This is a genomic window from Pandoraea cepalis, from assembly GCF_902459665.1.
Classification (GTDB): Bacteria; Pseudomonadota; Gammaproteobacteria; order Burkholderiales; family Burkholderiaceae; genus Pandoraea; species Pandoraea cepalis.
The window spans coordinates 642,316-666,984 of the sequence record NZ_CABPSL010000001.1 but is presented as its reverse complement, the minus strand read 5'-3'; the positions used below and the strand labels follow the sequence as shown (position 1 = coordinate 666,984).

Sequence of the window (24,669 nt, the reverse complement as noted above, 5' to 3'; positions counted from 1 at the left end):
CGGACGAACCCGGCAAGCTCAAGGCACGATCGGCGCCGGCGAGTCCGGTTCGAGCTTGCGCCACACGAAGCCGATATGCTCGCGCATGATGCGGCGCGCCGCTTCGGGCTGGCGGGTACGGATGGCCTCCCACAGTGCAAGATGGTGCGCGAGGATAGTTTCCGACGCCTGCTCGCGCAGATCGAACAGCCCCGAGTTGTTGAGTGAGATGTGCTCGTGGAGCATCTTGGTCACGCTGCCTTGCAGGTGTCGAAGCATCGCATTGTGCGACGCGTTCGCGAGCGCCGTATGAAAATCACCGTCGAGCCGTGACTCGCGCACCGTGTCGCCGCGCTCGTGCGCGTCGACCAATCCATCGACCAGTTCGGACAGGCGCGCAAGATCTTCATCGGTCGCCCGCACGGCCGCCAGATAGGCGGTGGTGCCCTCCAGCATCAGGCGAAACTCGAGCATGTCCGGACGCAATTCCGGATGATCGCTCACGAGTTGCCGCCACGGCGAAATCAACCCCGTCTGCAGACGATCCGAGACATAAACGCCCGACGCGGCGCGCGTCTTGAGCAGGCCGCGGGCAACGAGACGCTGAAGCGCGGCGCGCACCGTCGAGCGTGCCACGCCCAGCGACAGCGCCAGCGCACGCTCGGACGGAATGCGCTCGCCTGGCGCCCATACGCCTTCGATCAAACGGGTCTCGAGTTCGCGTGTGATGCGCTCGGTCAAAGTGGGACCGCTCACGGTGAGGTCTCCTGCAATCGGACAGATGCGTGCGTCGATGCCGACGCGGCGCCCAAGTTGCGACACACGAGCACCTCGATGCCTGGGCGTGCGTCGTCGGCGCGTGTTTTGCCTATGCCGCGATTTTGCCCTGTCGGCTCGCATTCACAGCAACTGGTACGACCAGTTTGCCCGAACGTTTCACGGGTGTCGATCATCGCGTCAGCCGGACGACACGTCCGTGCCAACCGTCGTGCCAACCGCCATTCAGACGCGGCCGCGCGCACGGCGACACCGCCTGACCAAGCCTTATAGCAATCGATCACCAAATCGAGGAGACGCAAGTGGAAGTGTGGGTACAGAACTACGTGCCGGGTGGCACGCTATGGATCGCGGCGCTCATGGCCGCGCTACCGATCATCGTATTCTTTGTCGCCCTGGCGGGACTGCGCATGAAAGCGCATGTCGCGGGCGCGCTGACCGTTGGGATCGCACTGATCATCGCCGTCGCTTACTTCGGCATGCCGGCCAGAATGGCCGCCATGTCCGCCGTGTATGGCTTTGCTTACGGTCTGTGGCCCATCGCCTGGATCATCATCACTGCGGTCTTTCTTTATCGTGTGGTCGTCAAGACCGGACAGTTCGACATCATTCGCAGCTCGGTGGTCTCGCTGACCAACGACCAGCGGCTTCAGATGCTGCTGATCGGTTTCTCGTTCGGCGCGTTTCTTGAAGGTGCGGCGGGCTTCGGCGCGCCGGTGGCCATCACCGCCGCGCTGCTCGTCGGCCTCGGCTTCGAGCCGCTGCGCGCCGCAGGCCTGTGCCTGATCGCCAACACCGCGCCCGTTGCCTTCGGTGCGATGGGCATTCCGATCATCGTGGCGGGTCAGGTGAGCGGCATCGACGCGTTCCATATCGGCGCAATGGCCGGACGCCAACTGCCGCTGCTCTCCGCCTTCGTCCCGTTCTGGCTCGTGTTCATCATGGACGGCAAGCGTGGCGTCAAGGAAACGTGGCCTGCCGCGCTTGTGGCGGGGGGCAGTTTCGCCGTCGCGCAGTACTTTTCGTCGAACTATATCGGACCGGAACTGCCGGACATCATCTCGTCGCTGTTCTCGCTCGTGTGCCTCGCCAGCTTCCTGAAGGTGTGGCAGCCGAAGACGTCCGCCGCGCGGGCCCATTCCGGCGTGTCGATGTCGGGCGGCAGCGCAGCCCTGGGTGGATTCGGTGGTCTTGGTGGCGGATCGGCGCACGGCGCGACAGCGTCGCCCTACTCCGCCGGCCAGGTTCTGCGTGCCTGGTCGCCGTTCCTGATCCTGACCGGCATGGTCACGATCTGGAGCCTGCCCGCCTTCAAGGCACTGTTCGCCGCAACAGGCCCGCTGGCGTGGACCGTGCCGTCGCTGCACGTGGCCGGGCTCGACCGCCTGGTGTCCAAGGCCGCGCCCATCGTCGCCAAGACGACCCCGATGGACGCCATCTTCAAGTGGGATGCCCTCTCGGCGACGGGCACCGCGATCTTCATTGCGGCACTGCTCTCGATGGCCCTGCTGCGCATGAAACCCGTCGACGGTGTGAAAAGCTTCTTCGAAACCGTCATGGCGCTGAAGAAGCCCGTGCTGGCCATCGGTCTCGTGCTGGCGTTTGCATTCGTCATGAACTATTCGGGCATGTCGACGACGCTTGCGCTGTTGCTCGCGCACACGGGCGCGGCGTTCCCGTTCTTCTCGCCGCTGCTCGGTTGGCTGGGGGTGTTCCTGACCGGTTCCGACACGTCGTCCAACGCGTTGTTTGCGAGTCTGCAAAGCACCACCGCGCAGCAGATCGGTGTGTCGAACACGCTACTCGTGGCCGCGAACACCACCGGCGGCGTGACCGCCAAGATGATTTCCCCGCAATCGATCGCGGTGGCTTGCGCGGCCACCGGCCTGATCGGCAAGGAAGCCGATCTGTTCCGCTTCACCGTCTGGCACAGCCTGATGTTCGTCTTGCTCGCCGGTGTGATGACGCTGGTGCAGGCTTACTGGCTCACGGGGATGCTGGTGCATTGAGTCGGTCGTCGTTGTAGACACTCGCCGTGGCGCCGATTGTGTGCCGCGGCGAGTGTGTCGTCCCCTGTTGGAGAATCCCATGAAAGCGGCCTTGTTCGTCCCCTGTTTCATCGATGCCCTGTTTCCCGAAGTCGGCATCGCCACGCTGGAGTTGCTGGAGAAACTCGGCGTGAGCGTCGATTACCCGCGCCGTCAGACCTGTTGCGGACAGCCGTTGGCCAACAACGGCTGCGAAGCCGACGCCGCGGGCGCCGAGTCGCTCTTCGTCGACAACTTCGCCGGTTACGACTACATCGTGGCGCCGTCGTCGAGTTGCGTGCATCACGTGCGCAAGCACCTGAGCGCAGCGGGCGAGTCGGAGCGCACGGCCGCCGTTCGCGCCAACACCTACGAACTCACCGAGTTTCTCCACGATGTGCTCAAGGTCCGCCACTTTCCCTGGGCCGAGTTTGCGTACACCGTCGGGCTGCATAACAGTTGCAGCGCCATCCGCCACCTGCATGCGGCGTCTGCCAGCGAGATTCCCGGCGAGCCATGGTCGAAGGCCCGCACGCTGCTCGACGGCGTGCGGGGCATCCGCTTCGCGGCGCCGCGTCGTCCCGACGAATGCTGTGGCTTCGGCGGCACATTCTCCGTGTCCGAGCAGGCCGTCTCGGTCAAGATGGGGCAGGACAAGGTGCAGGACCACCTCGACGCGGGCGCGCAGTTCATCGTCTCCGCCGACATGTCTTGCCTGATGCATCAGAAAGGTTGCGCGGCACGCGCGCAGGCACCGATGCGCTTTCTGCATATCGCTCAAGTCCTCAATGGCGTCGACCTCGACACCCTCGCGCCGGCGGCGCATGCGCAGGTGACGGCATGAGCCGGGCCGAGCGCGTGAATCACGCCAGACAGGCTGAGGCGTTTCTCGCGAAAACCGCGCACGTGGCATTTCACGACAAGCGCCTGTGGGATCTGCGGATGAAGCGCGACGCGCAGGCCGCCTCCATTGGCGAGTGGGAAACACTGCGCACGCTCGCGTCGCAGATCAAGGAACACACGCTCTCGCGATTGGGAGACTACCTCGACCGATTCTCGACACAAGCCGAAGCCAATGGCGTAAAGGTTCATTGGGCGCTCGACGCCGCGGCGCACAATGCCATCGTCCACGGCATTCTTGCGGCGCATGGCGTCAAGACACTCGTCAAGAGCAAGTCGATGCTCACCGACGAATGCGAATTGCGCGAGTATCTCGAACCGCGCGGCATCGAAGTCATGGAGACCGATCTTGGCGAGCGCATTCAGCAGCTCGACAAGCAGCCGCCGTCGCATGTCGTCGTGCCTGCTGTGCACAAGCTGCGGGGCGACGTCGCAAAGCTGTTCGGCCGCACGCTCGGCACCGATCCCGACAACGACGACGTGCACTATCTGGCCGAGAGTCAGCGTCAGACCACGCGTCCGGCGTTTCTCGAAGCGGGCGCCGGCATGACCGGCTGCAACTTCGCCGTCGCGGAAACCGGCACGGTCGTGGTGTGCACCAACGAGGGCAATGCCGATCTGTCGGCCAACGTACCGCCGGTGCACATCGTGTCCATCGGCATCGAAAAGCTGATTCCGCGCACGGCCGACCTCGGTGTTTTCATCCGCTTGTTGTCGCGCAGCGCCCTCGGGTCGCCCATCACCCAATACACGTCGCACTTTCGCGCGCCGCGTCCGGGTACGGAGATGCACTTCGTCATCGTCGACAACGGCCGCTCGGCGCGTCTCGCGATGGACGACTTCTGGTACTCGCTCAAATGCATTCGCTGTGGGGCCTGCATGAATACGTGTCCGGTCTACCGACGCAGCAGTGGCCTGTCCTACGGCAGCACTTACGCGGGCCCGATCGGCGCCATTCTCAATCCCGCCTCCGACCTCAAGCGCTACAGCGCGCTGCCGTTCGCGTCGACGATGAATGGCAGCTGCACCAACGTCTGCCCGGTGCGCATCAATATTCACGAGCAGTTGTACAAGTGGCGACAGATCGTGGCGGAGGAAGGTGAATTGCCCCGCGTCAAGCGCAGCCTGATCAAGGTCGCGGGCAAGCTGCTCGCCAATCCGGTGCTGTATCGCACATCGATCAAATCGATGAACGTCGCCCTGCACCGTCTGCCGAACCTGGTGCTTTACAACCCCCTCAACACGTGGGGCAAGGGGCGCGATCTGCCCGACGCGCCCACCCAGACCTTCCGCGACTGGTACGACGCCAATCGAACATCGCGCGACGCGACAAGCAAGGAGACGCCATGAGCACGTCCCGCAACGAATTTCTCGTGCGCGTGCGCGCCGCGCAGCGCGTATCGCTGCGTGATGACGAACGGACTGTCGACGGGGCGTACGAACCGTTTCCCTTGCCCGTACTGCCGGTCTTCGAGACACCCGAGGGCGACCGGTGCGAGCGCTTTGGCCTGAATCTCGTTGCGATGGGCGGCAAACTCGCGACGCTCGACCACGCGCGTGAACTGCCTGCGTGGCTTGCCGAGCGGTTTCCCGGCGTGACGCCCGTCACCGCAACGGCGGAGGCCGCCTCGGCGGCACCGCTCGACGTCGCGCGCGCGCCGGCATCGCTGCATGACGTCGACGTCGCCATCGTGCGTGCGCGCTTCGGCGTTGCGGAGACCGGATCCGTCTGGCTCTCCGAGCAGGAGTACGGAGTGAACGCGCTCGGCTATCTCGTGCAGCATCTCGTGGTGTTGCTCGACCCACGCGACATCGTCGATGGCCTGCAGGACATCTATCGATTGCCCGACTTTGCGTCGGCGCGTTACGCGGTCCTCGTCACCGGACCGTCCGCAACGGCCGATATCGAAGGCGTGCTGATTCAAGGCGCCCAGGGCGTGCGTTCCCTCACGGTCGTGTTGCTGCCTCGCGACTGATTGCGTCCCAACGCAGCTCGGCGCCGCGACGCTTTGTCGCACAGCGCCCCTGCGTTCTCCCGCACTTGACGCGCATCAAGTTCGCCACGGGAGGCGGCTTCTACCATCGGTCGGGCTCACTCACGACTATGGAAACCACCATGAAGCTCTCTCTTGGCGCTACGGCCATCGCCGCCGCATTCGTCAGCTGTGCCGCCGTCTTCAGCCCATTCGCGGCGGCACAGGCAACGTCACAAACGACCGGCAACGCCCCGGTCGAGTCAGCCAAACGCTTCGGCTTCATCAAGGACAGCTCGCAAGGGATTTACGCCGGCGACATCCTCGCACGCGTTCGCGTCATCGGCATTTTGCCGGACTCGCATGCAAGCGGCAGCGTGTTGCCCACGCTGGGGGTGAGCGTGAACAACGCCATCGTGCCGGAGCTGGATTTCAGCTACATGATTCTCGACAACGTTGGTGTTGAACTGATTCTTGGCATGTCACGTCATCAACTGACGTCCAGCATCGGGAACCTCGGCAGCCTGAACGTATTGCCACCGACGCTGCTGCTTCAATATCACTTCAATCACGCGGGCAAGGTACGTCCGTATGTCGGTGCAGGCGTCAACTACTCGCGCTTCTGGAACAGCAACCTGCAGGCGGGCGGCACGCCGATCTCGATCACGAACCACAGCTTCGGTCCGGCACTGCAAGCGGGTGTGGACGTTCAAATGACGAAGCATCTGTTCGTCAACATCGATGTCAAGAAGGTCTGGATGAAGACGGATACCTCGCTTGGCGGCACCGATCTGGGCACGCTCCACATCGATCCGTTGATCGTTGGCGTGGGGCTTGGCGTGACGTTCTGATACCCCTGCGGGCACACAAGAGAAACGTTCAGGCCAAACGCCGAAACGCGCTGGCCGTTACAAACGGCCAGCGCGCTCGCCCGTGCCTTGCTGGGCAGCACCGCACCCGCACACACGCGGCGCCCGGGGAGGCGCCGCGCAATGTCCCCTCAGAGCGGGCGACGCAAAAATCCCTTTTAAAGCATGCGTCGCAACGTATCGTCGCGACGGAAGTAGTGGTGCCACAGCGCCGCCAGCGCATGGAAGCCGATCACCCAATAGAACGCGTTGCCGATCGTCTCGTGAATCTCCTTGATCGAGCGGCCCGTCTGTTCGTCTTTTGCAATGAACTGCGGCAGCGCGATATCCAGCCCAGGAATCGTGAGCGGATGCCCCTGGGCATTGAGCGTCAGATAGCCCAGCACCGGCTGCGCAAACATGAACAGATAGAGCAGCAGATGCGCGGCCGACGACCCGGCTCGCACCCACCACGCATGGCCTGGCAGCGCCGCCGGCGCGCCCTTGATCAATCGAATGAGCAAGCGCGGCACAGCCAGCACCAACACCGCGAGCGCAGCCCATTCGTGGATCGTGAGTGATAACGCACGTGGCGCACTCCCTCTCGGCAGATAGCCTTTGATGATGACGGCGGCATAGGCGATCACAATCAGCAATGCGATCGCCCAGTGAAAGAAAACCGAGGGCGGCGCGTACCGCTCACCGGGCAAGAGCGACGAACCGCGCGAGCGGAACTTGATCGTGTTATCCATCTGGGGAGTTCCTCGAGTTTGGGGTCCCCCATTATCGCGTTCGTCCCGCGACAAGAAAAGGTCGCCAATTGTCACATTTGTTACCCAACGTTCCCCCCTGACATTCGGAATCCTCCTTCCCATAGGTAGATCGACTATGCCGACAATACGTCTGAAGCGCGCCCCTACTCGATGTTCGCGCCGCGCTGCGATGAACCTCCTTGGCCGACGCACGCTCGGTCGGCCTTTAAGCCCCGCTCGCGGGGCTTTCTTTTTGCCCGTAACGCTCGCCCCCCTTTTCTTCCGCCCCCTCCTGTCCTCACAGGTCCGATGCACACGACGGGAGCCATCACCGAGCCGTCTCGCTGCGGAGCAACAATCGCCATGCACATCGGTGAAATCAGCTTATCGCGGCAGCGCGACGATAGGGCTGTGAACTATCCGAGAGAATCGGTGCACAAATGCAAAAGCGGCAATTTCCGAACGGTGTTTCAGGCGAGTCCGAGTCAAACGATCGGACGACACCGCAAAGTGTTGCGTGAAGCCCTCACGGCACTGGTCATCGCTCGACTTGCGGGCCGATAATGGTGACCAGGATTACGGAGGACAGACCATGCGAAAAATCGCGCTGCCCCAGGGCGACACCGTGCCGGTACTCGGCCAGGGGACTTGGATGATGGGCGAGAAGCCGGAGCGGCGTCGCGAGGAGATTGCGGCGTTGCAACTGGGCGTCTCGCTGGGCATGACGCTGGTCGATACGGCCGAAATGTATGGTGAAGGGGCGACCGAGCGTCTCGTGGGCGACGCGCTCGACGGACTGCGCGATGAAGTATTTCTCGTGAGCAAGGTCTACCCGCACAATGCCTCGCGACGTGGCGTGATCGCCGCTTGCGAGCGCAGTCTGGAACGCCTGCGCACCGATCGCCTCGACCTCTACCTGCTGCACTGGCGCGGCGACGTCCCACTCGAAGACACGATTGCCGGCTTCGAAGCATTGCGTGAAGCGGGCAAGATCCGGCACTGGGGCGTGAGCAACTTCGATACGGACGACATGGAAGACTTGTTCGAGCTGCCCGGCGGCGACCAGTGTGCGAGCGATCAGGTGCTGTACAACCTTTCGCGGCGCGGTCCCGAGTATGACCTTGTCCCGTGGCTGGCGGCGCGCGGTCTGCCGATGATGGCGTATTCGCCGATCGAACAGGGACGGCTGCCGGCAAAAGGCGCACTCGGCGACATCTCCGCCGCGCGCCATGTCGCACCGCTGCAGATTGCGCTTGCCTGGGTGCTGAGCCGCCCGGGCGTCATCGCCATTCCCAAGGCGAGCACGGACGCTCACGTACGCGCCAATCGTGCTGCCCATGACATCGATCTGACGGCGGAGGAACTGTTACGACTCGATCACCAGTTCGAAGCGCCGTCGCGAAAGCGTCCGTTGGAAATGATCTGAACACATTCCTGAATTTTGAAGGCGTTCAGGGGTACGTACTTAACCCGGTACACTAGGCGCTTTCGTGTTTTCGCAGGGCGGCTTCATGAATGATTCACGTCCCGTCGTCGTTATCGGGGGCGGTTTGGTCGGCGTATGTACGGCCGCGTATCTTCAACGCGCCGGACACGCGGTGGTGATCGTCGACCGGCAATCGGCACGCCAGGCGGCGTCGCTTGGCAATGCGGGCTGCATCAATGGCTCGTCGGTCGTGCCCATCGCCATGCCCGGCGTGCTGTGGCAGGTACCCGGCTGGTTGATGCAACCGGAGGGTCCGCTGGTGCTGCGTTGGAGGTACCTTCCGCGCATGGTGCCATGGCTGATGCGCTTCGTCGCCGCGAGTCAGCCCGCACGTGTCACCGCGCAGGCGCGCGCGTTGCGCGCACTGCTCGGCCCCGCGCTCGACGCCTATCAACCGTTGCTTGACGATGCGGGCGCAAACGATCTCGTCACGCGTCGCGGCTATCTCATCGCCTATTCCAGTCAGAAGGGTATGGTGGGCGACGAAGGCGGGATGGCGCTGCGCCGCGACAACGGCGTGCACATCGAAACGCTGGATGCGAACGCATTGCGCGAGTTCGAGCCCACGCTATCGCATGACTTCATCGGTGCCCGCTATATCGGCGAGACCGGCCACACGCCCGATCCCGGCGCGCTGTTGGCGCGCTTGACGGCGCAAGTGGTCGCGCGGGGCGGGCGAGTTGTCGATGCTGCCGCCACCGCCATCGAGACCAATGGCGCACAGGTCGTGGCCGTGCACACCAACCGGGGCCGCGAAAGCGCAAGCGCCGTAGTGATCGCGGCCGGTGCATGGTCCGCACCGCTTGTGCGCCAATTGGGCGACACCGTTGTCTTCGACACCGAGCGCGGCTATCACGTGGAAATTCCGACGCCGCACGAGATGCCCTCACGTCCCGTCATGTGGGCCGAAGGCAAGCTGTTCGCCACACCGATGAACGGCCGTCTTCGCGGTGCGGGCACGGTCGAACTGGCCGGTCTGCAAGCCTCACCGAACTGGCGGCGCGCCGATCTGCTGCTCAATCAGTTGCACAAGATGTTCCCCGGCGCAGTGAACGGGACGAAGCCGACACAGTCGGTCGACGGTGCACGCTGGCAAGGATTCCGCCCCAGCACGCCCGATTCGCTGCCGGTATTGGGCGCGGCGTCGAAGGTGCCTAACGCTTTCTATGCATTCGGCCATGGCCACGTAGGTCTGACCGCCGCCGCCTCGACGGGACGCACGATTGCAGCGCTGGTGTCCGGCGAGCGGCCCGCCATCGACCTCTCGCCCTTCTCCATCGGCCGCTTTCGCTGACGGGGCAGCGTCAGGCGGAGGACAGCGGGCGTGATCGTTGCGCCCCCTCCTTCGCCAATCCTCACGACGCGCTGCGTATCGTCATGACTTGCAGACGGACGCGACGATATCGCACGAGCGCAGGCGCAGCGCGGGATCGTAGATGTCGGTGACGAGCATCAGCTCATCGGCCTGCGTACGCTCGACCAGATCGGACAGACCGGCCCGCACCCGCTCGGGGCCACCCACCACGGCCACGCCGAGGAACGCTTCCACCGAGTGCCGTTCGGCCGGATCCCAGCGCGCGTCCATATCGTTCACGGGCGGCTGCAATTTCAGGCTTTGCCCGCGCATGAGCGCCAAAATCTTCTGCTGTGCGGACGTTGCGAGAAATGCCGCTTCCTCGTCCGTGGGCGCGGCCACGACCGGCACGCCCACCATTACGTAGGGCTTATCCAACGCTGCCGAGGGACGGAATCGCTCGCGGTAAAGCCGAAGTGCGTCGAACAGGAACCGCGGGGCGAAGTGCGACGCGAACGCATACGGCAGCCCCAAATGCGCCGCGAGTTGCGCGGAAAACAACGACGAGCCCAGCAACCACACCGGAATATCGCTGCCCGCGCCGGGCGTTGCGACAAGCCGTTGTCCGGGCTGCGCGGGCGCAAGCAGCGCGCGCAATTCGGCGACCTGCTCGGGGAAATCGTCGCCATCGGACAATCGGTCGCGACGCAGCGCGCGCATGGTGGCCTGGTCCGCACCGGGTGCGCGCCCCAAGCCCAGATCGACACGTCCCGGATACAGCGCGGCGAGCGTGCCAAAGTTCTCGGCAACGACCAACGGCGGGTGGTTCGGCAACATCACACCGCCCGACCCCACGCGAATACGCGACGTCTTGCCTGCAACGTGACCGATCAACAGCGCCGTCGCCGAACTCGCGATGCCGTCCATGTTGTGGTGTTCGGCCAGCCAGAACCGCGTGAAGCCCAAGCGTTCAACGTGCTGCGCCAGTTCCGTGGATTGTTTCAGGGCATCGGCCACCGTGCCGCCGGCACGCACCGGCACCAGATCCAGCATTGAAAGGGCCGTCTTCGACAAACTGCTCATGGGAGTCTCCAAGTTCCTGCGCGCGCCCACTCCGCATGTCGACCCGCAGGCTTCCAGGCTCCCTCACACCGGATGACGCGCACCATCGCCACAAAGTATAGTGACGAAGGTCCCAAATCCCCAGTAGGCACCTTTCAGTTGAATAGTCACCAATTAGTAACCATGAACAAACTTGCCCCATTCGTTTTCGAGGAAACCTGCGTGCCGCGCCGCGTGCTGGAGCTCTTCAGCGTGAAGTGGACGAGCATGGTGTTGTACGCGTTGCAGTGCGGCACCACACGCACGGGGGAACTACAGCGCCGATTGCCGGGGATTTCCAAGAAGATGCTCACGCAGACGTTGCGCGAACTCGAACGCGACGGTCTGATTCACCGCGAGGTGTTTGCCGTCGTGCCGCCCAAGGTGGAGTATTCGCTCACGCCGCTGGGTGAATTGTTCATCGAGCCCATCGAGATGCTCTACCGCTGGGGCAATCAGCACGCCGATGTACTCGCCCAACTGAGCCTGCGCCGCGGCAAGCGGGCACAGGCTCAGGATTCCGGGGATTCCGGGGACGCTACCGACACGACGGCCCCATAAGATCAACGATTCAGCAACCGTCCCAGACGCATCATCGTGACATTCACGCCAAGGTGCCGCATCGACGGTTGCACGATGACGCAGTTGTCATAGGGCGTGACGATCACCTCGTCGCCATCGCGGGCGATCTCGGTGCCGGCCTTCTCGATTACTTCGAGCCCGGTGAACGGCTGCGAGAAGCGGAAGTCCATCGAGCGCGCCACAACCGGCTGCGTGATTTCCACGAACTTCTGGCGGGCGGGCTGCGTCTGCGTCAGGTACGGCGCCATGTCGGCTTCGGCCACGACGCCCGCATGAATCAGGAAACGCGCCGCGCAATCGAGCGCGACATCGCGGGCGCTCCCCGCGAAATGCTGACCGGTTTCGATCAGCAGTGCGTTCTTCGCGCTGGCCGGGTCGCCGAAGCCACCGTAATCGCGCATGCGCGTGCCATTGGCGTGCCCCTTGTCGACGATGACGTGCTCGGGCGTGCCGAGTTCGGCCGCGAGGGCGATCGCCTTCTCCAGCGGACCGGTCATCATCAGCGGCGCGGACGCCTCGTGCATCGAGTGGATGTCGAGCAGCAGGTCGACCGTGTCGATGAACGGACGCATCGCACGGGCACGCGCGAGCTCGCGGCTCTGACGCGCTCCGTCGAGCGTCGATGGCGTCCAGACACGGTTCATGTCTTCGTCGAGGAAACGGGTAGCGTCGGCATTCTCCGCGCTGAATAGCGCGTACGCACCGATATTGCCGAAGCCGAGCGACAGACGGCCCGCCGTGGGACGCACACCGGCGGCAAGCAACGTATCGACCGCGATGGCGCCGCTCACTTCGTTGCCGTGCGTGAGCGCGAGAATCATCACGTGCTTGCCGGCCTTGCCGCTGTCGAACGAATGTAGGTAGTCGATGCCAGTGTTGCCTTCGCGCCAGCGGGCGATGTCGGGGAACGAGACTTCGATGGGGTACGCCGGCAGGGCGGCGCGGATCGCTTCAAGCGTGGTCATGAAAATGCTCCACAGAGGATGTCGCGAACGACGACGTCTCGGCAGGGAATGGCGAACGACGTCGTTGCGGCGGGATTCAGTTCATCGGACGATGGCGCCGGTGCAGGAAGTGCATTGCATGCCGATCGTCCGGGGCGTCGATCAAACCTTGGATACGCGGGGCGAGCCGTGCGTCATGCCGGCGATCTTGCCGGCGCGCACCCGGCGGCCGAGCGATATCACTGCGGTAACGCTGAGTACGGCGGTCGCCATCACGTAGAAACTCGGCGCAAGCTTGTTGTGTGTGGCATCGATGAGCCAGGTCACGATGAGCGGTGCAAACCCGCCGAACAGCGTCACCGAGAAGTTATACGACAGCGCCAACCCCGTGCCGCGCGTGCTCGTCGGGAAGATGTCCGCCAGCAGGGCGGGCAGCGGCGCGAGACTCACCGCGATGAGCAGACCGACGAGCGCCTGCACCATGAGCAGCGTCTGGAACGTCGGATATTTGTTGAGCAACACGAACAAGGGGTACGTCGTGACGCCCACGAGAATGAGTGCCCAGAGCATTACGCGAATGCGACCGAAGCGATCGGAAAGGTGGCCCACGACCGGGGCGGCGATCATCAGCATCACGCCGGTGACGACCGCGCCGATGAACGATGACGTCGCCGGAATATGCAGTTGCTTGACGGCATACGTCGGCATGTAAAGCTTGTGGACATAGTTGAACGCTGTGGCCGCCGCGACAACCCCCGCGCCGAGCAACATATTGGCGCGATCACGACCGAAGACCTCGCGCAGCGGCGACGTTTCGCGCTGCTTTTGACCCAGCTTCTTGAAGTCGGCCGTCTCGTCGATATTGCGGCGAATGTAAAGACCGACCGGGCCGATGAGCAAGCCCACGGCGAAAGCGATACGCCATCCCCATGCGCTCAGTTGATCGGCGGTGAGCAGCAGACTCAGCAGCGCAGACACCCCGGCGGCGAGCACGGTGGCGAGTCCCTGCGTCGACATCTGCCAGCTCGCGAAGAAGCCACGGCGTTTCGCGTCGGCATGTTCGACCATGAAGGCCGTGGCGGCGCCGAACTCGCCGCCCGTCGAGAAGCCTTGCAACATGCGGGCGACGATGATCAGGAGCGGCGAGAAAATGCCGATCTGCGCATACGTCGGGGCGAATGCGATCATGGCGGTGCCGAGCATCATCAAGGCGATGGATACCGTGAGCGACGCCTTGCGGCCGGCACGGTCAGCGTAGCTGCCCAGAACGATCGAGCCCAGGGGACGCGTCACGAAGGAGATGCCGAAGGTGCCGACGGAGAGCAGCAACGACGTCGTCGGGTCGTGCGAGGGGAAGAACAACTGCCCGATCACGATGGCGAAGTAGCCATAGATCAGCAGATCGTAAAACTCAAGTGCATTACCGATGCTCGCGGCGCAAATTTCGCGCCACGGGTTGTGGGGTTTGGCGTTGTGGGTCATGCCCGGCTCCTCTGGATCGCTGGCGTTGGGGATAAGTGTGAGATGGCCCCGGGGCGCCACGAAGGCGCGCAGGAGCCATCAGCCAGTCTCAGGAAGCGGAGTGTAGGCGGCAGAAAAAGAGGCTTCGTGCCGATTCGGCACGCACGGGTGCTGATTGAGAAGTCGGCGCGTGCATCACTGAAGAAACTGGACGATGGCCGCCACCGTCGCCTTCGGCTGCTCCTCCATCAGCCAGTGGCCAGCCCCCGGGATCACCACCCCCTGCACATTGGCGGCGGCCCCACGCGCCACGGTTTCCATCATGGTGCCGAACGATTTTTCGCCGCCGATGGCGAGCACCGGCATCGGCAACGGGCCTTTGGCGAGGAAGGCTTTGTTATCGATTGCGTCCTGGTCGAAAGCGTGGAACTGCTCGAAGCCGGAATGCATGGCACCGGGCAAGGCGTAGAACTTGGCGTAGTGCCGGCGCGATGCCTCGTCGAAGTTTTTCGGATTCGCCGAGAAATCGTTCCAGAAGCGATCCAGGTAAATGCGCTCGCGGCCTTTCACCAGCCGTTCCATGTCCGGCCCACCAAATCGGAAGTGCCACAGCAGCGGGTTCTTTAGGATTTCCTCCCACGGGCCGACGCCGGGTATCGGGGCATCCATCAACACGAGTTTGGACACGCGCTCGGGTTGCTCGGCCGCGAACGCGTAAGCGACCATGTTGCCGATGTCATGGGCGACCACGTCGACCTTGCCAATCTGGAGTGTGTCCAAAACACCGGCGATATCGCGTGCTTCGTTCTTCTTGTCGTAGCCGGTCGCGGGGTGGTCGGAAAGCCCCATGCCCCGCAGATCCGGCACGACCACCGTGTGAGTGGCGGCCAGCTTCGCGGCGAGCGGCGCCCACATGTCGCCGGTCTCACCGTAGCCATGCAGCAACACCACGGCAGGCCCATGGCCGCCGACGCGAACGTAAATCTTTGCGCCGTTGGTCGTAATGTTCCGCGTCTTGAAACTCGCCGGAAATGGCACGACTGCGGAGAAGGCTGGGACGACGGGCAAGACGTACAGCGAGGCAAGCAACACCAGAAACGAGAGCATCTTTCGCATTTCTAACCTCCGAGGGTTGAGAAAACCGATCCACGACGCCACCGTTGGCGCCATCGATCGCTACCGCGAACCACGTGCTTCGTTACCGCGTCTTACCCGTGCTGGTTGCTTCCATGAAAGAATCGGCGCTGATGCGAACACCCTCTGCACCCATGACGCGCTACGCCCCGGAACGTTCATGGGCTGTCGTGTCGCGCCGAACCGACGACCCCGCCCGCGCGTCCGTGACGTTTACCCCTGAGCCTTTCCCGCCTTCTGAAACGCGTCGACCAACTTGTCGACGATGCTGTTCAGTTGCCCACGCTCGTCGGCACTGAGCATCGACAGCATTTCCGTCTCCATCGACTGCCCAAGCTCGTCGCTGGACACGCGCAGGCGCTTGCCGGCCGCCGTCGGCCACAGTTGAAAGTGACGCGCGTCGTCGGGATGGATCGAGCGCCGAACCAGCTTGCGTTGAATCAGGTCCGCGATCAACTTCGAGAGCAACGTCTTCTCGACGAGCGTCTGCGCATTGAGCGCGCTCGCGGTTATCCCGGGGGCGTCGCAGATCACGCGCAGCACACGCAATGAACGCACATCGAGCCCGAACGCGGGACGATACTCGGCGTTGGCACGGCTGATCATCTCGCTTTTGATCAGGTCCAGCTTGAACGTCAAATAATAGGCCACGCCACCGGCCGTGCCGCCTTCGGCTTCGGCCTTGTCGTCTTTGCCACGGCCCTCCGGTCCTTCGTCATGTCCCGCCGGTGACGTTCCTGCTCCCATGTGCTGCCGCCCTGTCTGAAGTCTGCATCCCATCGAAGCGCGTTGCGCCGGCCTACCCTCGCCCGCAGCCGCTTCGCCACGGACGATGATAGCTCAGCCTGATCGATGACCGACAGCATCCGGGTAATTCATTAGTTGAAATATTCAACTAATGAATTACCCTTCGACCAGAAGCATTCGTTCGGGCAGTCCCTGGACGGCCCCCACACTCCCCCATGAAAAAGAGGTTGGCGCAATGCAGACGGATGGCGAATTGAGCGGTCTTGGAGCACAGATGCGCACGTGGCGCAGGGACATCCACCAGCATCCGGAGTTGGGCTTTCACGAGCATCGCACGGCCGGCCTGGTGGCACGGCTGCTCGCCGACTGGGCGATCGACATCGAGACCGGTATTGCCGGCACTGGCGTGGTCGGCACGATCCGCGGTACGCGAGGCGAGGGACCGTCGATCGGTCTGCGCGCCGACATGGATGCGCTGCCGATGAGCGAAAAGGGCACGTTCGCGCACCGCTCGACGCACGACAATGTGTTCCACGGCTGCGGCCACGACGGCCACACAGCCATCCTGCTCGGCGTCGCCAGGCACTTGTCCCTGAATCGCGATTTCCGGGGCACGGTCCATCTGATCTTTCAGCCGGCCGAGGAAACGCTGCGCGGCGGCTCGGCCATGATCAACGATGGCCTGTTCGAGCGATTCCATTGCGACGAAATTTACGCGCTGCACAACAACAACGCTCTGCCGGCCGGCAAGGTCGGCGTGCGCAGCGGTGTCATTCTGTCGGCATGCGACCTGTTCCGCATCACCATCAAGGGCATCGGCAGCCACGCGGCGATGCCGCACAAATCGATCGATCCGTTGATCGTCGGGACCACCCTGGTGCAGTCGATACAGAGCATCGCAAGTCGCAACATCGACCCGCTCGACACCGCTGTGGTGAGTGTGTGCAAGTTCCTGTCGGGCACGGCGATCAACGTCATCCCCGACACCGCGGTGCTCGAAGGCACCGTACGCACGCTGTCGGTCAAGGCACAGGACATCACGCTCGCACGACTGCGCACGATTTGCGAAGGCGCGGCGACGATGTATGGCTGTGAAGTCAGCTTCGAGCATCTGCAAACGTCGCCGCCGACCGTCAACACCCCCGCCGAAACCGAACATGTGCGGCGCGCGGCGGAGCGCGTGCTCGGTGTGGACAACGTGATCGTCGACGTCGCCCCGCTGATGGCCTCGGAAGACTTCGCGTTCATGTTGCAGCAGCGCCCGGGCTCGTACTTCTTCCTCGGTCACGACGGACTCACCTGTCACCACCCCGAATTCGATTTCGACGACGACACCGCCCCCACCGGCGTGGCCGTGTTCCTCGAAATCGTCCGGCAACGGCTTGGCTAAGCCGGCCTCACTTCCAACAATCGATCAGAGGGGAACCGCAATGAACGAAAACCCGACATCGTCGCCGGCGATGGTGCGCAAAGTCGTCATCGCCTCGGTACTCGGCAATGCCTTCGAATGGTTCGACTTTGCGATCTACGGTCTGTTCGCCGTAATGATCGCGAAGCTGTTTTTCCCAAGCGGCAACGAGTTCGCGTCGATGCTGCTCACACTTGCGACGTTTGGCGTCGGCTTCGCGGTACGGCCGCTCGGCGGCATACTGCTCGGCCTCTATGGTGACCGGGTCGGCCGCAAGAAAGCGCTGTCGCTGACGATCGTGCTGATGGCGGTCGGCACCGGCATGATCGGCATCTTGCCGACGCATGAGGCTATCGGCATTGCGGCGCCGATCCTGATGGTGCTTGCGCGGCTGATCCAGGGCTTCTCGGTCGGCGGCGAGTTCAGTGGCGCGACCACGATGCTGGTGGAGTTCGCCCCCGCGAATCGCCGCGGCTTTTTCGGCAGCTTCCAGATGTGCTCGCAGGCGCTGGCGTTCTCTCTCGGTGCCTTGGTGGCCTATCTACTGACAGTCAATCTCGCGCCGCACGATCTCGAGTCGTGGGGCTGGCGTTTGCCGTTCCTGCTCGGCATTCTGATCGGGCCGGTCGGCTGGCTGATCCGCTCGAACGTCGACGAATCGCCGGAATTCCTCAATTACGCGAACGATGTGAAACGCGGCAAGATTCAGCGCGTGAACACGCCGCTGCGCACCGTGTTCCGCGACTATCCGCGCGCGGTGCTGGGCACGCTCGGCATCTCGGTGGTCGGCACCGTGTCGGCCTACGTGTTCGTGTTCTTCCTGCCGATCTTCGCGAAGAAGCAACTGGGCATGTCGGCCGCCGACGTCAACCTGAGCACGTTCATCGCCACCCTGGTCATCCTCGTGTTCTGCCCGCTTGCCGGCTATTTGTCGGATCGCTACGGCCGCAAGGCGGTCCTGCTGCCGGCGATCATCGCGTACGGCGTGGCGTCGTACGTGCTGTTCAAGCACTTCGTCACCCTGCCGGGCCTGGGCTCGCTGCTGGCGGTGCAGATCGGCGTGTCGTTCTTCATGAGTTTCTTCTGGGGCCCGACGCCAATCGTGCTGACCGAGGTGTTTCCAGTCAGCGTGCGCTCGACCGGCGCCGCGGTCACCTACAACCTCGCGGTGCTGGTATTCGGCGGCCTCGCACCGTTCCTGAATACGTGGCTCGTGCATGTGACCGGCAGCAATCTCGCGCCGATCTACTACGTCCTGACGAGTGTGGTCATCGGACTGATCGGCGTGCTGGTGTTGCCGTCGAGCGGGCGTCGCGCCTCAGCGGCTCTCGCGACCTGAGGCTCTGCGCAGCAAGCCCGAGCTAGGCGGCCGGACGGTCGGCCGCCGCGCGCACTTCGGCTAGCCTAGCCACGCAGGCGATCGCGACACCCCTCGAACACCAGGATCGCGGCAGCCAGGTCTTCGAGGGCCGACCCCACCGCCTTGAATACGGTGCGCTGCGACGACGATGTCCGGCCTTCACAGCGCCCTCTGCACAGATCGAACATCGTTCCCTTGATGTCCGACGTCACCATGGCACCGGCGCTTATCGCGTTCAGGATGTCGCCGGATTTGCCGATCGCTTCTTCGGTATCGACCCAGACGCCCGCATCGGCAAAGCATGCGGGCGACGCTTCCGTCATCTCCGGCGTGAAGCTGCCGATCAAATCCAGATGACTCCCCTCCTTGAGCCAATCGGCCTCGATCAACGGCGCGGTGGCAAGCGTCGCGCAGCTCACGATGTCGGCGCGCCGAACGCCGGCCTCGAGGTCCGTCACCGCGCGTGCCGGAAGGCCCAGCTCTCGCCACTGCTGCGCGCACCGTTGCGCGGCCTCCCGCGTGGGATTCCAGACTTCAACTTCACGCAGGGCGCGCACGGTCGCAACCGCCGGGGCGACCAGACTGGCCACACGCCCAGCGCCCACGACCAGAAGTCGCGACGCGTCAGAACGGGCGAGACGGTCGACCCCCAACGCCGCAGCGGCCGCGGTACGCCGCGAGGTGATGACATCACCATCCAGCGACGCCAACGGCACGCCGGTGTTGCCGTCGAAAAGCATGTAGACCGAGTGCAGTCCCGGCAGCCCGCGCTTCGCATTTTCCGGGAAGATGTTCACCAGCTTGACGCCGTAGTAGCCCGTGCGGTTCCACGCCGGCATCAACAGCGACGTGCCGATCGGCGAACGCTCGTCGGGCAGTTTGAGCGTTTGCCGCAACGGCACCGTAATGTCGTCGCGAAACGCGGCACGCAACGCACCGATCAGTTCCGGAAACGGGAGCAGGCGCTCTGCGCTGGCTTTGTCGATAGACAACATGACGCGGTATTTTCCTTATCCAATTCAGCAATTCAACGAGCGAAAATGCTCAACGCACAAGAAAGCCGTGCTTCATCGGGTCCCGCTCGTCGATGACCCAGTTGGCGAAGCCGCACAGATGCGCCGAGCCTTCCACCTCCGGAATCACGGCGTCGAACTCGCCCTCCCGAGTGCGCGACACAGCTTTCGCCCCGAACACCGAGCCCACCAGCGATTCGTTGACGAGGCGCTCTCCCAGGCCGATGTCCCCGCGCAGGAAAAGTTGGGCCACCCGGCCGGCCGTACCGGACCCGGTCGGCGAACGATCGACCTCACGGTCCGCGAAGATGCAGCAGTTCGCTTGTGTCGATGTCTCGAAACGTGGCGCTCCGTGGATGATTGTGCCGTAGATGTGATTGATCTCCGGAATATGGGGATGCACCACCTTGACCGCCGCGTTCGCCGCCGCCTTGACTTCGGCGCCGAAGCGTTTGAGCGCATCCACATTCGACTCCCGGATCGCAAGGCCGAACGGTGTGCCATCGGTATAGAAATAGAACGCGCCACCGAAAGCGATATCCCCTGTCACCGCCCCGAACGACAGTGTCTGCACGGTGACATCCCGACAATAGATGAACGACGGCACATTGATGAATCGCACCGTACCCGCGTGCTCACCGTCCCAATGCACGAACGCCTCGATGAAGCCGCACGGCGCGTCGATCCCCACGCGCGTTTCCGGCGACGTGCGCACCACCCAGCCCAGCTCGACGGCCGCCGTCGCCAGTGCGATCACGCCATGCCCGCAATGGTCGCTATACCCCTCGTTATGCAGGAAGATCACGCCGAAGTCCGCATTCTGCGACACCGGCGACGTCAGATAGCCGCCATACATGTCCGCATGACCGCGCGGCTCCCACATCAGGGAGCGGCGCACGTCGTCCAGATGATCGACGAGCCACGCGCGACGCGCGACGATGGTGTCACCGGGCAAGCGCGGCAGCCCCGACGTGACGATACGAAACGGTTCGCCGCCCGTGTGCATTTCCACGGTGCTGACGGTACGAGTGATTTGCATGGCATTCACCGATAAAAGCGACACCGGCGCCGCGATGACGCCAGGCCTTGAAGAGAGATGTGGCGCAGCCCGCGATGCCCACGGGCGGCGACGTCTTACATGGGTTCGTGCAGACGGCCGTCGCGTTTGACGCATTGGCCATCCTTGAACACGACGGGGATATGCTCGCCCTGCCCGAGCAGCAGCGAAATATCCTCCAGGGGATCGCCCGCGACGATCGCCAGATCGGCCACCGCGCCGACCGCCACCGTGCCGCGCACGCCCGGTTCGTTGACGATCTCCGCGGCCACCGACGTGGCCGATCGAATCGCCGCCTCGTTACCCACGACCTTGGCGCGCGCGAGAAACTCGTCCGACTGATGCTGATGCAATTCGCCCAGCATGTCCGAGCCGAAGCCCGTGCGCACCCCGACGCGATCCAGCAGCACCAGCGCCTCGCGCCCCACCGAGCGCGCCGCATCGATCTTGTCGAGCGACGCTTGCGGGAAGCCAAGCTTCGGCCCGTACGTCATGAGGTGGTCGAGGGTCGAGAGCGTCGGCACCATCGCGACGTCACGTGCCAGCATCAACCGTGCGGTCTCCTCGTCGACGAGGTTGCCATGCTCGATGCACTTGACGCCCGCCTCCACCGCGCGGCGAATGGCGCGCGGCGTGTAGGCATGCGCCATCACATAGGTACCCGCCGCGGTCGCCTCGTCGACCGCCGCGCGCAATTCGGCTTCAGAATACTGGGTATGGGTGATGGGATCGTTCGGCGATGCCACGCCGCCCGACGCCATCACCTTGATCTGCGCCGCGCCCTTCAGAATCTCCTCGCGCACGGCCAGACGCATCGCATCGACGCCATCCACCACGCGCGCAATCGCGCCCTGGCGACCGAGGCAACCGCAGGCATCGTCGAGCTGATCGTTGCGTTGTCGGAAATCGCCGTGTCCACCGGTCTGCGACAGGGCTTTGCCCGACGACAGAATGCGCGGCCCGGCAAGCACGCCGTTGGCGATCGCCTGGCACATGCCGAAATCGGCGCCGCCGGCGTCGCGCACCGTGGTGAACCCGCGATTGAGCATGCCGCGCAGGATCGGCAGCGTGCGCAGCGCCGCCAGGAAGTTGGGGAGCGTGGCGTTCGCGCCCAGATTCGTACTCGACGCCACCACATGGACGTGCAGATCGATGAAGCCGGGCAGCACCGTGTGACCGCGCAGCGGCAACCGCTCGGCATCGGTGATCTCCCGCGCGAGCGCACCGATCGCCGCAATCTTTCCATCCTGAATCAATACGTCGACTTCACGCTGCCACGTCCGGCTGGCCGGATCGTACACATCGACATTCTCGAGAACCCACTTGCTCATGGAAATCAACCTCGATTGGCGTAAGGCTTCATCAGCGCCGCGCCGAACAGGCTGACCACGGCGGCGAAGATGATGTAGTACGCAGCGGACTTCGGATCGCCGGTGAGCTGCATGAGCCACGTGATGATAAACGACGCGAAGCCGCCGAAAATCGTGACCGCGCCGTTATAGGCCAGCGACAAGCCCGTCGTGCGCACCCGGCTCGGGAACATCTCGGTGAACAGCGCGAGAATCGGGCCGGTGTAGGCGGCGATAAGCACCCCGAAGATCACCTGGAACGTCAGCAGCGTCGCGAACGTCGGCGTGTTGTTCAGGTACGAAAACAAGGGGTAGGTCAGCACGAGAATCGCCACGGCCGCCACGCGCAGCACCCTTGGCTTGCCGATCCGGTCGGACAGCGCGCCGAACATCGGTGCCATGACCATGAGGACGGCACCGCTCACAATGCCCGAGATGAAGCCCTGTTGTTGCGGCATGTGCAGCGTACGGGTGGCGTAGGTCGGCACGTAGAAGAGGATGACGTAAGTGCACACCGTCCAGAGCACGACCATCAGCAAGCTGGATGCCACCTGCCGCGGATACTCCCGCACGACGTCGCGCAACGGCGTCTGCGCACGTTCGGTTTCCGTGGCGAACTCCGGCGTTTCGTCGATCTTCAGGCGGATGTAATAGCCGACCGGCGCCACCAGCATGCCGACGACGAACGGAATGCGCCAGCCCCACTGCGTCAGCGATTCGGTCGACATCGTCGAGACGATCAGCGTGCCCACGAGACTGCCGATGACGACGGCGAAACCGACGCTCGTCTGAATCCAGCTCGAGTAGTACGCGCGCTTGCCGGCCGGTGCGTGCTCCGTGAGAAAGGCCGTCGCCCCGCCCATCTCGCCGCCCGCCGATAGCCCTTGCAGCATGCGCGCCAGCACGATCAGACACGGCGCGGCGATGCCGATGCTGTCGAACGTCGGCGCAAAAGCGATGATGGCCGACCCGGCCGCCATGACGAGCATGGCAAGCGAGAGCGCCTTCTTGCGACCGACACGATCGGCGTAGATGCCGAACACGATGCCGCCGAATGGACGGACGATGAAGCCGACACCAAAGGTCGCCAACGCCAGCAGCAGCGACGTGGTGTCGTTACCCGCCGGGAAGAATAGCTTGCCGATGATGGCGGCGAAAAAGGCGTAGCCCGAAAAGTCGAACCATTCGAGCCCGCTGCCGATCACGGTGGCGAAGATCGCCCGGCGGCGCGTGATGCCCGTAGAAGCCAACAGCGTCCCAGCCGGAACGCTTTGCGATGCACTCAATGACATGATTTCCCCACTCTGTCGTTAACCTGCCTACGTGTTTTCCGTTGATGCTGGATCAACGCCCCGTGCGTTCGCGTTCGTCACGAACTCAATTTAGTTTTTGACGCGGGGAAACGACAACGATAGTTCTGCAAGCGCGTTTGCAAAATTTGCATGCAGCGCGCGACAGCCCGCACGGGCTGCCGGAGGGGGTGACAACAGGGGGAACGGATCGGGCTAGCGCATTTGCTCGACGACCCACGCGCGAAAGCGGCGTGCGGCTGAGCTTTCGGCGCGCTCGGATGGCCAGGTGAGAAAATAGGCGCCGCCCATCGTGGCGCTCCCGGTCGACGCCGTCACCAGTGCGCCGCTATCGAGCAGCGGGTCGATCACCCGCTCCCAACCGAGCGCGATCCCCTTGCCGTACACCGCGAGTTCCACCAGAAGCGGGTAGCTGTTGACGATGATGGTGGACGCCGACGAGATGCGCGGCACCCCGTTCTTTTCGAACCAGCTATGCCAGGACATCCAGCTGCGCTCCGCGTCTTCGAGCACGAGAAGCGTATGTGGGAGCAGTTCCAGCGGCTCGACAAGGCGCCCTGCCAGGTAACCCGGCGCGCAAACGGCAAAGACCCTTTCCTCGAAAAGCTTTTGCACGTGCGTGCCTGGCACCTCGGCGTTGCGCAAATAGAAGATGCCCACATCGTATTCCGCCGGGGACACCACGCCGAAATGGTCGCGAACGATGATCCGAAGATCGACATCCGGATTGTGTTCGAGAAAGTCACCCACGCGCGGCGCCAACCAGAAGGCGGAGAGACCGGCCGTGCAGGACACCGTCAACCGAGACTTCACGACGCGCGCCATCAGGCTGGAGGTCGAACTGACACACAGCTCCAGCATGCGCCTGACATCGACCGCGTAGGTTTCACCAGCGGGCGTCAGGCGCAGCGCGTTGTGCTCCCGCACAAACAGCCGCCGGCCAAGAAACGCCTCGAGTTGCGAGATCTGACGGCTGACGGCACTCGGCGAGAGATGTAGCTCGTTGCCTGCACGAGTGAAACTGAGATAGCGAGCACTAACCTCGAAGGCCTGAAGACAGGCGAGCGGAGGTAATGGCGTAAGTCCCATTGCGAGCCTTGCTGAGGAGATAGAGGGGCGTTTCGAGGAGATGGCCTTCGCTCGAAAGTATGGCTTATATCGTACCCG

Annotated in this window: 22 protein-coding genes; 10 read left to right on the top strand and 12 right to left on the bottom strand. The window is 63.7% G+C overall.

Features of this window, described 5'->3' with window-relative positions; genetic code table 11:
- Positions 1-18: 18 nt before the first annotated feature.
- Entirely contained in the window at positions 19-735 is a 717-nt protein-coding gene (locus tag PCE31106_RS03100; RefSeq protein WP_150562346.1) for a FadR/GntR family transcriptional regulator, read from the bottom strand.
- A 323-nt stretch (positions 736-1,058) separates the two neighbouring features.
- Here PCE31106_RS03100 and PCE31106_RS03095 point away from each other — a divergent pair, with 323 nt between their 5' ends.
- From PCE31106_RS03095 to PCE31106_RS03075, 5 genes are all read left to right on the top strand, one after another.
- Positions 1,059-2,765 carry a lactate permease LctP family transporter gene (locus PCE31106_RS03095; protein WP_017232547.1) on the top strand — a complete coding sequence of 569 codons (1,707 nt, stop codon included), beginning with the start codon at positions 1,059-1,061 and terminating at the stop codon, positions 2,763-2,765.
- Positions 2,766-2,844: 79 nt separating this feature from the next.
- Positions 2,845-3,627, top strand: coding sequence for a (Fe-S)-binding protein (locus tag PCE31106_RS03090; RefSeq protein WP_150562345.1), 783 nt, complete (start codon positions 2,845-2,847; stop codon positions 3,625-3,627).
- The gene (locus PCE31106_RS03085) at positions 3,624-5,033 is read left to right on the top strand and encodes a lactate utilization protein B (RefSeq protein WP_150562344.1); all 1,410 of its coding nucleotides are present in this window, start codon (positions 3,624-3,626) and stop codon (positions 5,031-5,033) included. Before PCE31106_RS03090 ends, PCE31106_RS03085 begins: the two co-directional genes overlap by 4 nt.
- Positions 5,030-5,659, top strand: a complete 630-nt coding sequence (locus PCE31106_RS03080; RefSeq protein WP_150562343.1) for a LutC/YkgG family protein — start codon at positions 5,030-5,032, stop codon at positions 5,657-5,659. Before PCE31106_RS03085 ends, PCE31106_RS03080 begins: the two co-directional genes overlap by 4 nt.
- A gap of 140 nt (positions 5,660-5,799) precedes the next feature.
- On the top strand, positions 5,800-6,507 hold the full coding sequence (locus tag PCE31106_RS03075) for an OmpW/AlkL family protein (RefSeq protein ID WP_150562342.1): 708 nt from the start codon (positions 5,800-5,802) through the stop codon (positions 6,505-6,507).
- Between the two features lie 176 nt (positions 6,508-6,683).
- On the opposite strand, the gene PCE31106_RS03070 is transcribed toward PCE31106_RS03075, so the two are convergent.
- Positions 6,684-7,256: a cytochrome b gene (locus PCE31106_RS03070; RefSeq protein WP_150562341.1), complete on the bottom strand. Its 573-nt coding sequence runs from the start codon at positions 7,254-7,256 to the stop codon at positions 6,684-6,686.
- Between the two features lie 592 nt (positions 7,257-7,848).
- Between PCE31106_RS03070 and PCE31106_RS03065 the strand changes: the two genes are divergently transcribed.
- Positions 7,849-8,682 carry an aldo/keto reductase gene (locus PCE31106_RS03065; RefSeq protein ID WP_150562340.1) on the top strand — a complete coding sequence of 278 codons (834 nt, stop codon included), beginning with the start codon at positions 7,849-7,851 and terminating at the stop codon, positions 8,680-8,682.
- Between the two features lie 85 nt (positions 8,683-8,767).
- Complete coding sequence (locus tag PCE31106_RS03060) at positions 8,768-10,036, top strand: NAD(P)/FAD-dependent oxidoreductase (protein WP_150562339.1); 1,269 nt, start codon at positions 8,768-8,770, stop codon at positions 10,034-10,036.
- An 81-nt stretch (positions 10,037-10,117) separates the two neighbouring features.
- Here PCE31106_RS03060 and PCE31106_RS03055 read toward each other — a convergent pair whose 3' ends face one another.
- The gene (locus PCE31106_RS03055; protein WP_150562338.1) at positions 10,118-11,119 is read right to left on the bottom strand and encodes an LLM class flavin-dependent oxidoreductase; all 1,002 of its coding nucleotides are present in this window, start codon (positions 11,117-11,119) and stop codon (positions 10,118-10,120) included.
- Between the two features lie 162 nt (positions 11,120-11,281).
- Here PCE31106_RS03055 and PCE31106_RS03050 point away from each other — a divergent pair, with 162 nt between their 5' ends.
- Complete coding sequence (locus PCE31106_RS03050; protein WP_150562337.1) at positions 11,282-11,698, top strand: winged helix-turn-helix transcriptional regulator; 417 nt, start codon at positions 11,282-11,284, stop codon at positions 11,696-11,698.
- Positions 11,699-11,700: 2 nt separating this feature from the next.
- Here PCE31106_RS03050 and PCE31106_RS03045 read toward each other — a convergent pair whose 3' ends face one another.
- The 4 genes from PCE31106_RS03045 to PCE31106_RS03030 form a co-directional block, all read right to left on the bottom strand.
- On the bottom strand, positions 11,701-12,684 hold the full coding sequence (locus PCE31106_RS03045; protein ID WP_150562336.1) for a M14 family metallopeptidase: 984 nt from the start codon (positions 12,682-12,684) through the stop codon (positions 11,701-11,703).
- A 141-nt stretch (positions 12,685-12,825) separates the two neighbouring features.
- Entirely contained in the window at positions 12,826-14,145 is a 1,320-nt protein-coding gene (locus tag PCE31106_RS03040; RefSeq protein WP_017232558.1) for an MFS transporter, read from the bottom strand.
- Between the two features lie 174 nt (positions 14,146-14,319).
- Complete coding sequence (locus tag PCE31106_RS03035; protein ID WP_150562335.1) at positions 14,320-15,240, bottom strand: alpha/beta fold hydrolase; 921 nt, start codon at positions 15,238-15,240, stop codon at positions 14,320-14,322.
- Positions 15,241-15,471: 231 nt separating this feature from the next.
- Entirely contained in the window at positions 15,472-16,005 is a 534-nt protein-coding gene (locus tag PCE31106_RS03030; RefSeq protein ID WP_150562334.1) for a MarR family winged helix-turn-helix transcriptional regulator, read from the bottom strand.
- A 274-nt stretch (positions 16,006-16,279) separates the two neighbouring features.
- Between PCE31106_RS03030 and PCE31106_RS03025 the strand changes: the two genes are divergently transcribed.
- Positions 16,280-17,395 carry a M20 aminoacylase family protein gene (locus PCE31106_RS03025; protein WP_150562333.1) on the top strand — a complete coding sequence of 372 codons (1,116 nt, stop codon included), beginning with the start codon at positions 16,280-16,282 and terminating at the stop codon, positions 17,393-17,395.
- A gap of 40 nt (positions 17,396-17,435) precedes the next feature.
- The gene (locus PCE31106_RS03020; RefSeq protein ID WP_150562332.1) at positions 17,436-18,752 is read left to right on the top strand and encodes an MFS transporter; all 1,317 of its coding nucleotides are present in this window, start codon (positions 17,436-17,438) and stop codon (positions 18,750-18,752) included.
- 65 nt (positions 18,753-18,817) lie between these two features.
- Here PCE31106_RS03020 and lhpI read toward each other — a convergent pair whose 3' ends face one another.
- The 5 genes from lhpI to PCE31106_RS02995 all read right to left on the bottom strand — a co-directional run bounded on the left by lhpI (position 18,818) and on the right by PCE31106_RS02995 (position 24,591).
- On the bottom strand, positions 18,818-19,768 hold the full coding sequence (lhpI, locus tag PCE31106_RS03015; RefSeq protein WP_150562331.1) for a bifunctional Delta(1)-pyrroline-2-carboxylate/Delta(1)-piperideine-2-carboxylate reductase: 951 nt from the start codon (positions 19,766-19,768) through the stop codon (positions 18,818-18,820).
- Positions 19,769-19,817: 49 nt separating this feature from the next.
- Complete coding sequence (lhpH, locus tag PCE31106_RS03010) at positions 19,818-20,825, bottom strand: trans-3-hydroxy-L-proline dehydratase (RefSeq protein WP_150562330.1); 1,008 nt, start codon at positions 20,823-20,825, stop codon at positions 19,818-19,820.
- Between the two features lie 95 nt (positions 20,826-20,920).
- The gene (locus tag PCE31106_RS03005) at positions 20,921-22,174 is read right to left on the bottom strand and encodes a metal-dependent hydrolase family protein (RefSeq protein ID WP_150562329.1); all 1,254 of its coding nucleotides are present in this window, start codon (positions 22,172-22,174) and stop codon (positions 20,921-20,923) included.
- Positions 22,175-22,179: 5 nt separating this feature from the next.
- The gene (locus tag PCE31106_RS03000; protein ID WP_150562328.1) at positions 22,180-23,484 is read right to left on the bottom strand and encodes an MFS transporter; all 1,305 of its coding nucleotides are present in this window, start codon (positions 23,482-23,484) and stop codon (positions 22,180-22,182) included.
- Positions 23,485-23,697: 213 nt separating this feature from the next.
- Positions 23,698-24,591, bottom strand: coding sequence for a LysR substrate-binding domain-containing protein (locus tag PCE31106_RS02995; RefSeq protein ID WP_150562327.1), 894 nt, complete (start codon positions 24,589-24,591; stop codon positions 23,698-23,700).
- Between the last annotated feature and the right edge of the window lie 78 nt (positions 24,592-24,669).